Origin of the sequence: Anaerotignum lactatifermentans DSM 14214, from assembly GCF_900142265.1 — a bacterium.
Classification (GTDB): Bacteria; Bacillota; Clostridia; order Lachnospirales; family Anaerotignaceae; genus Anaerotignum; species Anaerotignum lactatifermentans.
Map to the genome: position 1 here is coordinate 1 of NZ_FRAH01000005.1, position 13,104 is coordinate 13,104.

Genomic DNA, 13,104 nt, shown 5'->3' on the forward strand with positions numbered 1-13,104 from the left:
CGAATCAGCATATGTATATGATCCGGACAACATTCTGCTGCTATGATCTCTATCCCTTTTCTTTCGCATAATTCTCTAAGAATTTTCCCTATTTCAGCTTTCATTTTTCCATATATTACCTGTCTTCTATACTTTGGTGCAAATACAATATGATATTTACATTCCCAACTCGTATGTGCTAAACTATTCATATAAAAACCTCCTATGCTTTCTTGTGTCTTGGCGGACTCAAGATGATGATAGCATAGGAGGTTTTTGCTTGAAGCTGAAGCTCACTGATTCCCCCGGCATAGCCGGGGGTTTTTATTGGATTCACCAACAAAAAGCCGCCAAACCTCTCGGTTTGACGGCTTTTTTCCTTGATTATCCCTGCTGTCTGGGATAAACCATATTTTCTTCTTTGATCTGTTCCAGCACTTCTTCCAGGAACTTTCTGCATTCAATTTTTGTAATTTCCAGATTATGATCCAGATAGTTACCGCACATTTCCGCTTTTGCCGCAGGAATTTCACCTGTAAATTCAGCCATATAGCGGTATGCGTCTGCCATGATCGGCGCAACATCCTTGGATTCCAAATCGCCTTTGAAAATCACATACATCCCTGTACGGCATCCCATGGGACCAACATAAATGGTCTTATCTGCCCACTGGTCATGTCCGCGGAAAAAGGTTGCCATCAGGTGTTCAATGGTATGCATCACAGAAGTATCCATAACCATTTCACGGTTGGGTTCTTTCATTCTTACGTCGAATGTGGTCAGTACACCATCACCCACGGTATCTTTTCTGGAAACATAAATTCCTCTCAACAAACGATTATGGTCAATGCCAAAACTTGTAACGTCCATAATGATCCTCGCTTTCTGTACTCTGTTCTGTTTTCCTATTGTATCTTTTTTTGACAGAAAAAGCAATAGCGCACGCCTTTGGAAAAACCATTGCTTTTTATACTACAAACCGTTATAATGTATAAAAATAGAAACATCACCAAGGAAAGAGGGAAAGATTATGGCAAAAGAACTGACAAGAGATGAAGCATTTGCATTATTAAAGGAATATAACAAAGAACCTTTCCACATTCAGCACGGCGAAACCGTAGAATGTGTTATGCGCTATTTTGCACAGGAACTGGGCTATGGCGATGATGTAGAATTCTGGGGTATGGTAGGTCTGCTCCACGACCTGGATTTCGAACTTTATCCCGAACAGCACTGCATCAAATGCCAGGAAATCATGAAAGACCTGGATCTGGATGAAAAACTTATCCACGCTGTTGCCAGCCACGGCTATGGTATCTGCTCCGATGTAGAACCCGTTCACGAAATGGAAAAAGTGCTCTTTGCTACAGACGAACTGACAGGGCTTATTGGTGCTGCTGCATTGATGCGTCCTTCCAAGAGCGTACAAGATATGGAACTGAAATCCCTGAAAAAGAAATTCAAAGACAAATCCTTTGCTGCTGGCTGTGACCGTGACATCATTCGCCGTGGTGCAGAACAGCTTGGCTGGGAACTGGATGATCTGCTGAACCGCACATTGCAGGCAATGAAATCCAATCCCAATTACTAAAGCATAAAAAGGCTAGAATCTTCTATGATTCCAGCCTCTTTTTTATACTTCGAAAGAAACGGTGCTGCCTCTGCTGCTCTTTTTCACGATTAACTTCTTTTCAATGCTTTCCTTCAGTTCTGTTACATGGGAAATGATACCTACCATACGATCTCCGTAAGAAAGCTGCTGCAAAATCCGTACGGCCTGTTCTCTGGATTCTTCATCCAATGCGCCAAAGCCTTCGTCAATGAACATGGCTTTGATTTCCACACCGCCAGCTGTCTGCTGGATCAAGTCAGACAGTCCCAGTGCCAGACTCAAAGAAGCCTTGAAAGCTTCACCGCCGGAAAGGGATTTGACTCCTCTGGCCTTGCCTGTGAAATAGTCCATAACTTCCAGTTCCAGACCAGACTGAGAGCGTTTATTGGCTGCCACTTCCGCACGGCGCAAATGGTAGCGTCCATTGGTCATTTCCGCAAAACGCAGGTTGGCTGCTGCCAGAATCCGGTCAAAATAGAATCCCTGTACAAACTGCTCGAAAGCAATCTTATCTTTCTGTGCCAATTCCCCATTGGCTGTCTTAGACAGTTCCACAATAGGAAGATAATCCTTTTCTGCTTTTTTCCAAGCCTGCAATTCTTTCTGTGCGCTTTCTGCTGCCTTTTTTCGAGTTTGCCACAGGGCTTTCTGCTCCTGTACTTTTTCCTGAATTTCTTCCTTTTCCACGCCCAGGCGTTTCATTTCTTCTTCCAGTTCTGTCAAATCCTGATAGATTTTGCCTGCTGCTTCTGTTTGTTTATTCTCCAGGTTTTGTTTACTTGTCTGCAACGCCACAAAATACGCCCGGTTTTTCTCCTCGGTCTGCTCCAGAATTTCTCTGGAAACAAGGGAATTTGCAAAATCCGCTTTATCTTTGAATTGCTGTTCTTCCAGTGTTTTCAGGAAAGCATCTTTTGCCTGTTCCTTCGCTTCGCAGCTTTCTTTAAAATTATCTCCTGTCTGCTGCAAAAGGGCTTGCGTGCCTGCCAATGCTGTTTCTGCCTGCTGTTTTTTGTCTGCCACATCCTGCAACGCTTTTTCTTTTTTTCTAATAGCATCACAAAGTTTTTTCCATTCTGCCTGGGCTTCTGCCAAAGTACCATTGCCAATGCGCTGTACTAATTGATTGAATTCCCCTTTCTTCTGGCTCAGTGCACTTTCCTGCTGACGCAGTAATGTATCTGTTGTATCTAAAGATTTCTGCAAGCTCTGCTGTTTGGCTTTTGCTTTTTCCAGTTCATCAGGAACTTTCAACAGTTCTTTCTCCTGTTTTTTCGTTTCTCTCAACTCTGTATCCAACTTATTTTCTTCTGTTTGCAAGGAAACTTCCAATTCCTGCATTTGAGAAATATTCTCCAAGCCTAATTTTTTCAAACCATTTCTCACTTTTTCCCGTAAATGTTCCAGAGAAATATTCCGTTCACCACTTTTTCTGGAAAGGGTTTCTGTCTTCTCCCGTTCTGTTTTTTCCACTTCTCGCAGTCGATTCCACTCTGCTTGGGTAGGTGCTTGGGTGGAACGCACCGCTTTTGCCGGATGATGCACAGAACCGCAGACAGGACAAGGCATGCCTTCCGCTAGATTTTCCGCCAGAATGCCAGCCTGGGCATCCAGATAATTTCTTTCTGCCTGATCTGCCACCGCTTTTGCCTGTTCCCATTTTTCTTTCGCTGTTTGATATTTTTTCTGAATCTCATCAAGTGTCTTTCTTATTTCCAGACCATCCTGTAAGGCATCATTCGTTTCCTGCAACAAATCCTTCTGTTCCTGCAAACGATTTTTCTCCTGTTCCAACGCTGACAAACGTTGCTGTACAACAGGAAGCAGACTTTCCTGCTGACGTAAAACTTCCAGATGATCTTCCAAAGTGGTCTTTTCTGTTTCCAGCTTTTCTTTTTGTGCCGCTGTTTCTTGGATTTCTGCCTCCTGACGACGGATTTCTTTCTCTGCCTGTTCTTTCGCCTCAAAATCCTTCAAACGGTCTTCTTTTTTTGCCGCTTCTGCCCGATCAAATTCCAACTGTCCACACAAAGGTTCCAATGCTTTTTCCTGTTCTATACTGTTTTGAAGGACTTCCTTTTCTTTTTGTTCCTTATCTAACAGCCCTTTTAACTGCAATTCCAGACGATCTGCTGCATCTTTTTTCTGCTTCCAGTCCAATGCTTTGGGCTGTACATAGTCAACAGCGCGACGCTGTTTCTGGAGTTCTTCTTTTTTCAAAAGCTGCGCTGTTTCTTCTTCTAAAAGAGATTGATATTGTTTTTTTGCTTCTGCCAAGGCATCCAAAAGACGATTGGTGTTTTCCCCATCGGCTTGCTGCGCCGCAATTTTCAGACGTTCTTCTTCTTTTGCGGCAATTTCTTTTTCCTGCTGAAGCCAGACGTTTTCCGCTTTTTCATATTCCGCTTCTGCTTCTGTCAAAAACTGCTCTGCTCTTTGGAGCAGTGTATTTTCGTCCGTTTCTTCAATGCCGCACTGAGAAAGATATGTCAAAAGACGCTTACCGCTGTCCTCAAAGGCTGTTCGGTTTTCTTTCTCCAATTCTTTCAGTTTTTTCTGGAATGCCAGATAAAAATCTGTATGGAATACCCGACGGAAAATGGCGCCACGTTCCACACTATCCGCATAAAGGAGTTTCAAAAATTCCCCCTGGGCTATCATAGCAATCTGTTTGAATTGCTTTGCGTCAATGCCCAACAATGTTTCTGCCGCTTTTTTCACTTTTTCTGCCCCGGACACGACGCTGCCGTCAGGATACCAAAGAGTTGCATCTGCCGTTTCTTTTGTAGTGCCTTCCCCGGATTTCTTAGGGCGCAGATAGGCGGGATTCCGCAAAATACGATAGGTTTCCCCATGATGGGAAAATGTCAAATCCACAAAAGTTTTTGTAGATGGAGAAGCAAAGTCGCTGCGCAGGCTGTCTACTTCACGGTTGGAGCCGCTGACTTCTCCGAAAAGAGCGAAACAAATGGCGTCAAACAATGTTGTTTTTCCGGCGCCAGTGTCCCCGGTAATGAGGAAGATTCCCTGTTCACCCAATTTCGACAGGGGAATCTGCACATTTCCCGCATAAGGTCCAAAGGCAGAAACGGTAATTTCCAATGGTTTCATTCTTCAACACCTCCCAAATCCTGCCAGATTTTTTCCACAAGGGCTTTTTGTGCCACATCCATTTCCCGGTCATTCTGTTTTTCAAAGAAACCGGCGAAAAGCGCAGGTCCGGACAGCTGTTCCTGATCCATTTCTAAAGACAAATCCTGCTGACTTTCCCTCCGCTGTGCCATTTCCAATGTCATCAGGTTAGGATAATATACCCGCAGTCGTCCCACAGGGTCATAGACTGCCCCTTCATCTGTCAAAATGGCTCGCACATAATCTTCGGAGCCACCTGCTTCCTCTGCCGCCTCTAAAAGATCATCCAATGTTCCTTTCATTTCCCGCAAAGGATGCAGCGGTTCTAAAGGAAGGAATTCTGTGGTAACATTGCCCTTTTCCTGTATTTCCACAAGAGTCACGCCTTTTTTCTGGCGAAGTTCCGAAAAAGAATATTTCAGAGGAGAACCGCCATAGCGGATGGTGTCCCGCCCGATGCGCTGAGGGCTATGGAGATGCCCCAAAGCCACATAGTCAAAATCAAAGAACAAGCTTGCGTCCATTTCATCCACACCGCCTAGTGTCTTTGTTTCCGAATCGCTTTCTTCTGCCGTTCCTTTCCATGTGACAAACTGGTGTGCCAAAAGTACATTGCGCTTTGTGGTGTCTATATCCACTGTTTCCAAAGCCCATTTGACCGCTTCTGCATAAGTCAGGCTTTCGCCTCCTTCCCGAAAAGCAGAAACAGTTGCAGGTTTCAAAAAAGGAAGCAAGTAAAAATGGATTTCTCCAAAAGCATCCTCTTTGGAAACATGATACAGTTTGCCGTCAAAGGCACCGCAAATATGCAGATTCTGCTGCTGCAAAATGCGGCTGCCAAAGTCTACACGTCCAGCGGAATCATGGTTACCAGAAATGGCATAAACCGCAATGCCCATCTGCTGCATGCTAGTCAAAAATTCATCCAAGAGCTGTACCGCTTCCACGGGTGGAATGGGTTTATCGTATAAATCACCACTAAGCAAAATACCATCCGGTTGATGTCTTTCTGCCAAAGCGCAGACCTGCTCCAACACATACCGCTGATCCGACAGCATGGAAAAAGCATATACCCGTTTTCCCAAATGCAGGTCACTTAAATGAAACAACTTCAATTGTCATTTCTCCTTTCTGTTACAAATTTCTTCTAAAAAAGAAAAGCCCATTTCTCAGGCTTTTCTTTTTTGGAAATGCCCCGAAAGACATACCGTTTTTATTTTCAATCTCTTTCATAAGGTGTGATGACCCATTTGATGCAGCCATCCAGTTTATTTTCAAATACCCGATAGCCTTCCATCACATCGTTCAAAGGTGCACGATGGGTAATCAGGCAGGATGTGTCGATTTTGCCGCACTGAATCATTTTCATGATGTCTTCACAGCAGTTTGCATCCACGCCGCCTGTTTTGAATGTCAGGTTTTTGCCGTACATCAAATGCAGAGGCAATGCCTGTTCTTTTGCGTAGAGCGCAACCAGAACCACAATGGCGTTGGGTCTTGCCACTTTCCATGCCAGCTGGAATGTATTTTCACCACCAGCCACTTCAAAGACACGGTCAGCGCCTCTGCCGTCTGTCAGGCGAAGGACTTCCGCCTCCACATCCACTTTTGTAGGATTCAGGCAAATATCAGCCAAGCCCTGTTCTTTTGCCAGTGCCATTCTTTCTCCGCTCACGTCAACAACGATGACTTTCGCAGGGCTGTACAAACGGATGCTCATAAGGGTGCAAAGACCTGTAGGACCTGCGCCCAATACCACAACAGTATCCGCAGGTTTGATTTCGCCGATGCTTGCAGCCCAATAGCCTGTTGCCAGAATATCGCCATTGAACAGTGCTGCTTCATCAGAAACATCATCGGGGATAGGTGTCATGCCGTTATCGGCAATGGGTACACGAACATATTCCGCCTGACAACCGTCAATACGGCAGCCCAGTTCCCAGCCGCCTTCCACACAGTTATTCACATAACCTCTTTTGCAGAAGAAACATTCGCCGCAGAAAGTTTCCACATTTACGGAAACACGGTCGCCTGCTTTGAATTTCTTCACAGCGCTGCCGACTTCCACAACTTCCCCTACAAATTCATGACCCAAAACGGTATTTTCTTTTGCACGAGGCACAGTGCCATGTTTGATATGTAAGTCACTGGAACAGATTGTGGAGCGTGTCACTCTGACGATAGCATCTCTGGGGTCTTGAATCACAGGAACAGGTCTATCTTCCAACACAACCTGTCCTTTTCCTTTGTATACAACTGCTTTCATTGTTTTTTCCATGGTATTTTTCCTCTTTTCTCTTAAAACTCAGCAAGCAAACGGTCGATTTCTGCCTTTGCATCTTCCAGGATTTCTTCCACAGGACGCACGCCTGTATCCAGTCCATCCCCTGCCACACAGTCATAACGAGGGATGCCAAAGAAATCGCACATTGCCCAAATATAACGGGAACCCATTTCCATAGGATTGTCGTTATAGAATCCGCCTCTGGTGGTCAGGTAAATGAGTTGATCTGCTTTACAGGTACCGAAGCAGCCTGTTTCGTTGCAGCCAAATGTAATACCTTCCACACAAAGGTTTTCAATATATACTTTCAATAAAGCAGGGAAGCTCAAATCCCAAAAAGGCGCGGCAATAACAATCTTGTCCGCCTCTGCAAACTGATGGGCATAACGGAACCGTGGATGGTCGAACTGCTTATCTGCCAGCAGACGTTCCCGCTGCTCAAAAAATCCATCTGTAAAATAAGACAAAGACTCATCCATCAGGCAAAGCTCTTCGATTTCATAGCCTTCTTTTTTCCGCAGACCTTCCAGAAAATGATCTGCCAGCTTCTGTGTTCTGGAACCTTCTCTGCGGATACAGCAGTTTACAAACAATACCTTTTTCATTTTGCTTCCTCCTTCAATCCGATTTTATTTTTTCTGTGCTTTCAATGTACCAAACACCTGATTTTTCATGTTTTCTGCCACTTCTTCATAAAGAGGCACAGAGTCTGCAGCGCCTTTCTTGCCGATAGCCATGGCACTTGCTGTGGTTGCCAGCAGCAGGCTATCTGCAACACCCAGACCATTGCCCATGCCATAGAGGAAATATCCTGTAAAGGTATCCCCTGCCGCAGTGGTATCTACCACAGGTACTTTGAAACATCCAATCTGATACATTTCCCCTGCGTAATCACAGATGGCACCTCTGCTGCCCAATGTGAGCAAAATGCCGCAGTCAGGGTATTTTTTCCGCAGTACCGGCAGAATTTCATCATCTGTCTGGCAGTTCGCAATCTGTTTACCTTCCACTTCATTGACAATGAGCCAATCCAGCAGTTCCAAAGGATAAGACAGCACTTTTTCATCCATAGGAGCAGCGTTCAAAGCGGTTTTCATACCTCTTTTGTGTGCTTCTTCCATGATAAAGCCCACCAGATTGGTTTCGTTCTGGAGCAGAACCAAAGTATCCGCGTCCATTTTGTCCAGCACTTCTGTAATATAAGCTTCTGTCAACATCTGATTGGTGCCGCCGAACAGCAGGATACAGTTCTGCCCCGCATCATCCACCTGAATGATGGCATGACCGCTGGGTGCATCCACATGAGAAAGGAGGCTCACATCTACGCCATTTTTCGCCAGTACTTCTTCCAGCATTTCGCCGCCGGAACCAATAACACCGGCATGTACCACCTGATTGCCTGCTTTTGCCGCCGCAATGGACTGATTCAAGCCTTTGCCGCCACAGTTTGTAAACAAGGAACGGGAAGATTTCGTTTCTCCCGGTTGCAAAAACGTATCTACCTGATATACATGATCCAAATTCATGGAACCAAAATTGCAAATCTTCAAGCTGCATCCCCCTTTATCTGTTTTCTTCTGTCCTGTATTTTAATGTATTCCCGCCAAGCGATGCCGGCAGTGATCAAAAAGATGCCTAAAATTCGTTTCCAGCTGAATGTCTGGAAAAATACATAATCCAGTGCCACAGACATGCCAAGCTGTCCCAAAAGTGCCAGAATGGTAGAAGCCATAGCCCCTGTATGGCTAGTGCCCAAAATCAGGAAGATCATGGCAATCAAACCACAAACACTGCCCAGATAAAACAGTGGCGGCACTTCTGTGATATGAGAAAAATTCATTTCTGCCCCATTGCCTGTTACAAAAATCAGGCACAAAGAAATGATGGTTGCTTCCACATAATTGATGAGGGCGCCATTGGCAGTCCCCAAACATTCCCCCGCTTTTACATTTACCATTTTATTGACCGTATTTAAAAAACCATTGGCTACGGCAGTTATATAAAATATCATTTCTGTTTTCCTCCTCAGCCTGTTGTTACCAGCCAAACACCTGCCAATACCAGCAGATAGGCAGGCAGTTCTTTCCAGTTGAACTTCTGTTTTTCAATGCCAAACCAGCCATGATGATCCACCACCGCAGAAGAAATCATCTGCCCAATGACGGAAAGTCCTGTCATCGCTGTGGCACCGATGGCAAGGGTGCACCAACTGCTGCTGGTAACCATACCGATGCCCATGAAGCCCACCAGATACACATACGCAGGCACGCCACGAAAACGGATTTTTTTCTTTTCTTTGCATTTCAGATACAAAATCAAAAGAACTGCCGCGATTCCGTGGACAAAAAAACTGATGCCGAACATACTGTAATAATTCCCCAACTGTCCATTGAGGGAAATCATCATGCCCTGCAGCAGCCCCGATAAAATCAAAAACAGGAAATAAATCATCTCTTTTCTCCCTTTCCAATATTTTGTTACACCTCATTGTAACATAATCCCTGTCAGACTTCAAACACCTTATGGCATCCATTGCATTTTTGCGAAAAATCATGTAAATTAGAAGAAAAAACAAAGGAGGAATCACAATGGAATCTTTACAGCCCCATATCCAACTGGGTAAAGATCTACAAATTAAATACGCTCTGATGCCCGGCGACCCTGCGCGTCTGGACCGCATCGCACCTTTTCTGGAAAACGTAACCGAACTGAAATTCAACCGGGAATACCGCAGTCTTTCCGGCACATACAAAGGCGTTCCTATCCTTGCCATTTCCACAGGTATTGGCGGTGCATCCGCAGGCATTGCTGTAGAAGAACTGCATAACATCGGTGTAGAAGCCATGATTCGTATTGGCAGCTGTGGCAGCTTACAGCCTCAGGTAAAAGTCGGCGACATCATCATCGTTAACGGTGCAGTTCGTGACGACGGCGCATCCAAAACATATATCGACGCTATGTTCCCCGCTGTTCCCGACGCACAGCTGATGCTGTACTGCATGGAAGCGGCAAAAGAACAGGATTTCCAATACCATGTAGGCATTGCCCGCAGCCATGACAGTTTTTATACTGATGACGAAGAAGCCATCGACGCTTACTGGTCCAAACAGGGCGTATTGGGCTGCGACATGGAAACAGCTGCACTGTTTACCATCGGTCATCTGCGTGGCGTAAAAACTGCTTCCATTCTGAACAACGTCGTTGCTTATGAACAGGATACCTCTGAAAGCATCGGTTCTTATGTAGACGGCGAAAATCTGGCTATGGAAGGCGAACGCCATGAAATCCTCACTGCTTTGGAAGCCTTCTATAAACTGGAAACAGGGAAATAAACATACTTTTCTATAAAAAATACAAAAAAGCTGAAACCTTTCTATGCAAAAGATTTCAGCTTTCTTTTTTTGAAAATATTTCATCAGGCATGTTCTGCCTTCACAGATTCCCTTAAGAAACAAAAAGAATATTTCTTAAGGATAACCTGCATTTCTATCGGTGTTTTTCTTTGATTTTCAATGCTTACCAGCGTCTTCTGCCTCTGCGGCGGGAAGGACTCTTCAGTGTGTAAGCACCTCTTCTGCGATGTCCACCATAGCGCATCCGTTTCAAAATCAGATAAATGATAACCAGAATGACCACAATCACAACAACCGTGATCAGACCCTTCAGGGAGAACAGGTGAGAGAAGAAAGTTTTCAGTCCATACCAGATATTGTTGAAGATGGTACCCTTTTCAATATCTGCACCAGCGTAAGCAGGCATCTGCGCCACTTCTTTGCCGTCGATGGTGTATGTTACGGTAGCAATTTCTTCACCTTTTGTCAAAGGCGCTTTCACTTTCACAGTGCCGTCTTTTTCTTCCACTTTGTAATCGTCCAGAATGGTAACAGCTGTTTCCACGCTGTTCACTGCATCTGTAGGCAGATAGGTTACCAGCGCATTCTGATAAACTAGAGGAACAGTATCACCCTGCAGTTTATTATGTTTGGTCAGAGGCACTTCTTCGATGGCTGCACCTGCTGCTGTCAGTTCTACACGAGCATAATTGTTGAAGCCATAATCCAGCAGGCTTGCGCTTTCTGTCCAACGAGCAGGATCGCTGCCTTTGAACATGACAGAAATCAGTTTCATATCGCCTTTTTCCGCAGATGCTGTCAGGCATTCTCCTGCTTCATCTGTAAAACCGGTTTTGATACCTGTTGCATAAGCATACTGATATTCATTATCTGTAACCAGGTAGTTGTGGCTCACCCAGTTATAATCCTGTGTAATCACTTCAGGATCATCGGCAAACTGTCCGTCTGCGCCATTGCCGGAGAAACTCTTTTCGGAAACGATTTCCGCCAGTGTTTCATTCTGCATAAACGCCATAGCAAACAGTGCCATATCATAAGCGCAGGAATAATGGTTTTCGTCATGATAGCCATGGGCATTGGTGAAATGGCTGTTGACTGCACCCAATTCTTCCGCTTTTTTGTTCATCAGATCGGTAAATACTGCTTCGCATTTTGCAAAGGACATATCTTCATCGTTTTCCGCTTTTCTGGCTGTAGCTGCTGCCAGTACGTTGGCAGAGTCATTGCCGGAGGGAATCAGCAGACCTCTCAAGGCATTTTCTACCGTCAGTTTTTCATTCAGCACATGACCAGCTTTACTGGAATCCAGTGTCACTTCATTGATTTCTGTACCAACGGTGATGATTTCATCAGGCTGCAAATAATCCATCACAACCAATGCGGTAATGATTTTTGTTACGCTGGCAGGATAGATTTTTTCTTTGGCATTTTTTTCATAAAGAATGGTGCCGCTTTCCTGATCGATGAGCAATGCAGATTCTGCTGTAATGGTAGGCGCACCATCTGCCTGAAGCCAAACTTCCTGCAACGCCATAGGACTTGCCGCAGCAGCACCTTCTGTTTCAGATGTTTCTCCCTCTGTTTCCGGTTCTTTTGCACCTTCCGCCTGATCTTCTCCGCTTGCTGCCTGATCGGCAGATGCATCTTCCTGATTTTCCTGATTTTCTGTATTTTCCTGTCCTTCGGTACCTTCTGTTTCCGTGGTTACCTGTTGTTCTTCGGTCGTACCTTCATCTTTTCCGCATCCGACGGCACCCAGACAAAGGGCTGCTGCCAGTGTCAAAGCAAGGACTTTATGCCACCGCTTTTTCATTTTCGTTCTCCTTTCTGTTGTTTTCTTTTTCTTTTGCGTGCTTCCATCTGTGCACGCATTTCCTGCAGTTCCTTGTCAAAGCGTTTGGAACGCAGTCCCGGGAAAGCCTTCATCAAACGGCGCTGTACCATTGTTTCCTGTTCCAGTGCACGGGCTTTGTATTCCAGACGTTCCCGAATTTCATTGAAAATATATTCCCCACGCAGTCTTTCTTCCAACTGCATCTGTTCGATATCTCCAAAAGTTTCGTCCATACGGGCTTTCCATTCCCGCAGGAATTCTGCTGTTGGATGATTTTCAAAATATTCTGCCAGTTCCTGACGAGCAGTATACAATTTTGTGCTTTCCAATTTGGCACGGAGTTCTTCTCTCGCTTCGCTCAAATGAGCCAGTTTTTCGTTCAAATGCAGAATCTGCTGTACGGTAACGCCTGCATCTGCGAAAAGATAGATCATCAGCGCTGTGCCCACGCATTCCCCCAGCACAAGAGGAATCTTTGCCACAAAATCCGCCACTGCCGGCTGAATGAGCCGCATGACAAATACCGTCAAAAGCCCCCACTCCACAGAGCGTTCCAGGCAGACGCGTCCTTTGATATTAAACTTTTTCTTGCTGTAATCCCACCACGAAGCGTGAAAGAGTTTTTCCAGCAATACCGCAATGGCGTATTCTACCACCGTTGCCACCAGAAAACCGCCGCAAAACAAAAGCAGCAGATTTTCCTGCACTGGTGAGAGCAATACCAGAATGAGCAATGCCCCTGTACCATAAATGGGGCAAAGAGGTCCATTGATAAAGCCGCGGTTCACCCATTCTTTCGTCGTAATGGAAACAAAAGCCGATTCCATTGCCCAGCCCAGAAAGCTGTAAAGCATAAAATAGTAAAAGAGCTGAAAAAAAGTAAACCCAAAAAGCTCCGATGACCACATAT

Annotated in this window: 13 protein-coding genes; 2 read left to right on the forward strand and 11 right to left on the reverse strand. The window is 45.1% G+C overall.

What is annotated here, in order from left to right; all coding sequences use genetic code 11:
• A partial coding sequence (gene tnpA, locus BUB35_RS01910) for an IS200/IS605 family transposase (protein WP_143158921.1) occupies positions 1-191 on the reverse strand: 191 nt, incomplete at its 3' end.
• Between the two features lie 172 nt (positions 192-363).
• Positions 364-849, reverse strand: coding sequence for an S-ribosylhomocysteine lyase (locus BUB35_RS01915; protein ID WP_072848744.1), 486 nt, complete (start codon positions 847-849; stop codon positions 364-366).
• Positions 850-1,009: 160 nt separating this feature from the next.
• Between BUB35_RS01915 and BUB35_RS01920 the strand changes: the two genes are divergently transcribed.
• A complete protein-coding gene (locus BUB35_RS01920) occupies positions 1,010-1,570 on the forward strand; it encodes an hDIG domain protein (RefSeq protein WP_022254980.1) in 561 nt (186 codons plus the stop codon).
• Between the two features lie 42 nt (positions 1,571-1,612).
• On the opposite strand, the gene BUB35_RS01925 is transcribed toward BUB35_RS01920, so the two are convergent.
• The 7 genes from BUB35_RS01925 to BUB35_RS01955 form a co-directional block, all read right to left on the reverse strand.
• A complete protein-coding gene (locus tag BUB35_RS01925; RefSeq protein WP_072848543.1) occupies positions 1,613-4,702 on the reverse strand; it encodes an SbcC/MukB-like Walker B domain-containing protein in 3,090 nt (1,029 codons plus the stop codon).
• Positions 4,699-5,838: an exonuclease SbcCD subunit D gene (locus BUB35_RS01930; protein WP_072848545.1), complete on the reverse strand. Its 1,140-nt coding sequence runs from the start codon at positions 5,836-5,838 to the stop codon at positions 4,699-4,701. The genes BUB35_RS01925 and BUB35_RS01930 overlap by 4 nt, the downstream gene beginning before the upstream one ends.
• A 104-nt stretch (positions 5,839-5,942) precedes the next feature.
• On the reverse strand, positions 5,943-6,989 hold the full coding sequence (locus BUB35_RS01935; RefSeq protein ID WP_072848746.1) for an alcohol dehydrogenase: 1,047 nt from the start codon (positions 6,987-6,989) through the stop codon (positions 5,943-5,945).
• Positions 6,990-7,021: 32 nt separating this feature from the next.
• Positions 7,022-7,612, reverse strand: a complete 591-nt coding sequence (locus BUB35_RS01940; RefSeq protein WP_072848547.1) for an FMN-dependent NADH-azoreductase — start codon at positions 7,610-7,612, stop codon at positions 7,022-7,024.
• Between the two features lie 24 nt (positions 7,613-7,636).
• The gene (locus BUB35_RS01945; protein WP_072848549.1) at positions 7,637-8,557 is read right to left on the reverse strand and encodes a ribokinase; all 921 of its coding nucleotides are present in this window, start codon (positions 8,555-8,557) and stop codon (positions 7,637-7,639) included.
• Positions 8,554-9,018, reverse strand: coding sequence for a DMT family transporter (locus tag BUB35_RS01950; protein ID WP_072848551.1), 465 nt, complete (start codon positions 9,016-9,018; stop codon positions 8,554-8,556). Before BUB35_RS01950 ends, BUB35_RS01945 begins: the two co-directional genes overlap by 4 nt.
• Positions 9,019-9,032: 14 nt before the next feature.
• Entirely contained in the window at positions 9,033-9,458 is a 426-nt protein-coding gene (locus BUB35_RS01955) for a DMT family transporter (RefSeq protein WP_022254973.1), read from the reverse strand.
• A gap of 137 nt (positions 9,459-9,595) precedes the next feature.
• Here BUB35_RS01955 and BUB35_RS01960 point away from each other — a divergent pair, with 137 nt between their 5' ends.
• Complete coding sequence (locus BUB35_RS01960; protein WP_072848553.1) at positions 9,596-10,339, forward strand: nucleoside phosphorylase; 744 nt, start codon at positions 9,596-9,598, stop codon at positions 10,337-10,339.
• Positions 10,340-10,523: 184 nt separating this feature from the next.
• Here the strand turns inward: BUB35_RS01960 and BUB35_RS01965 are convergent, their stop codons facing one another.
• Together BUB35_RS01965 and BUB35_RS01970 are read right to left on the reverse strand one after the other, a co-directional pair.
• Positions 10,524-12,173, reverse strand: a complete 1,650-nt coding sequence (locus BUB35_RS01965) for a D-alanyl-D-alanine carboxypeptidase family protein (RefSeq protein WP_072848555.1) — start codon at positions 12,171-12,173, stop codon at positions 10,524-10,526.
• Complete coding sequence (locus tag BUB35_RS01970; RefSeq protein WP_072848557.1) at positions 12,170-13,102, reverse strand: putative ABC transporter permease; 933 nt, start codon at positions 13,100-13,102, stop codon at positions 12,170-12,172. Before BUB35_RS01970 ends, BUB35_RS01965 begins: the two co-directional genes overlap by 4 nt.
• Between the last annotated feature and the right edge of the window lie 2 nt (positions 13,103-13,104).

What these genes read in the sequence shown, in the direction of transcription:
- BUB35_RS01950 (WP_072848551.1), bottom strand. Translation starts at nt 9,018, where the DNA reads ATGATATTTTATATAACTGCCGTAGCCAATGGTTTTTTAAATACGGTC.
- BUB35_RS01970 (WP_072848557.1), bottom strand. Translation starts at nt 13,102, where the DNA reads ATGTGGTCATCGGAGCTTTTTGGGTTTACTTTTTTTCAGCTCTTTTAC.
- BUB35_RS01960 (WP_072848553.1), top strand. Translation starts at nt 9,596, where the DNA reads ATGGAATCTTTACAGCCCCATATCCAACTGGGTAAAGATCTACAAATT.
- BUB35_RS01935 (WP_072848746.1), bottom strand. Translation starts at nt 6,989, where the DNA reads ATGAAAGCAGTTGTATACAAAGGAAAAGGACAGGTTGTGTTGGAAGAT.
- BUB35_RS01915 (WP_072848744.1), bottom strand. Translation starts at nt 849, where the DNA reads ATGGACGTTACAAGTTTTGGCATTGACCATAATCGTTTGTTGAGAGGA.
- BUB35_RS01955 (WP_022254973.1), bottom strand. Translation starts at nt 9,458, where the DNA reads ATGATTTATTTCCTGTTTTTGATTTTATCGGGGCTGCTGCAGGGCATG.
- BUB35_RS01940 (WP_072848547.1), bottom strand. Translation starts at nt 7,612, where the DNA reads ATGAAAAAGGTATTGTTTGTAAACTGCTGTATCCGCAGAGAAGGTTCC.
- BUB35_RS01920 (WP_022254980.1), top strand. Translation starts at nt 1,010, where the DNA reads ATGGCAAAAGAACTGACAAGAGATGAAGCATTTGCATTATTAAAGGAA.
- BUB35_RS01965 (WP_072848555.1), bottom strand. Translation starts at nt 12,173, where the DNA reads ATGAAAAAGCGGTGGCATAAAGTCCTTGCTTTGACACTGGCAGCAGCC.
- BUB35_RS01925 (WP_072848543.1), bottom strand. Translation starts at nt 4,702, where the DNA reads ATGAAACCATTGGAAATTACCGTTTCTGCCTTTGGACCTTATGCGGGA.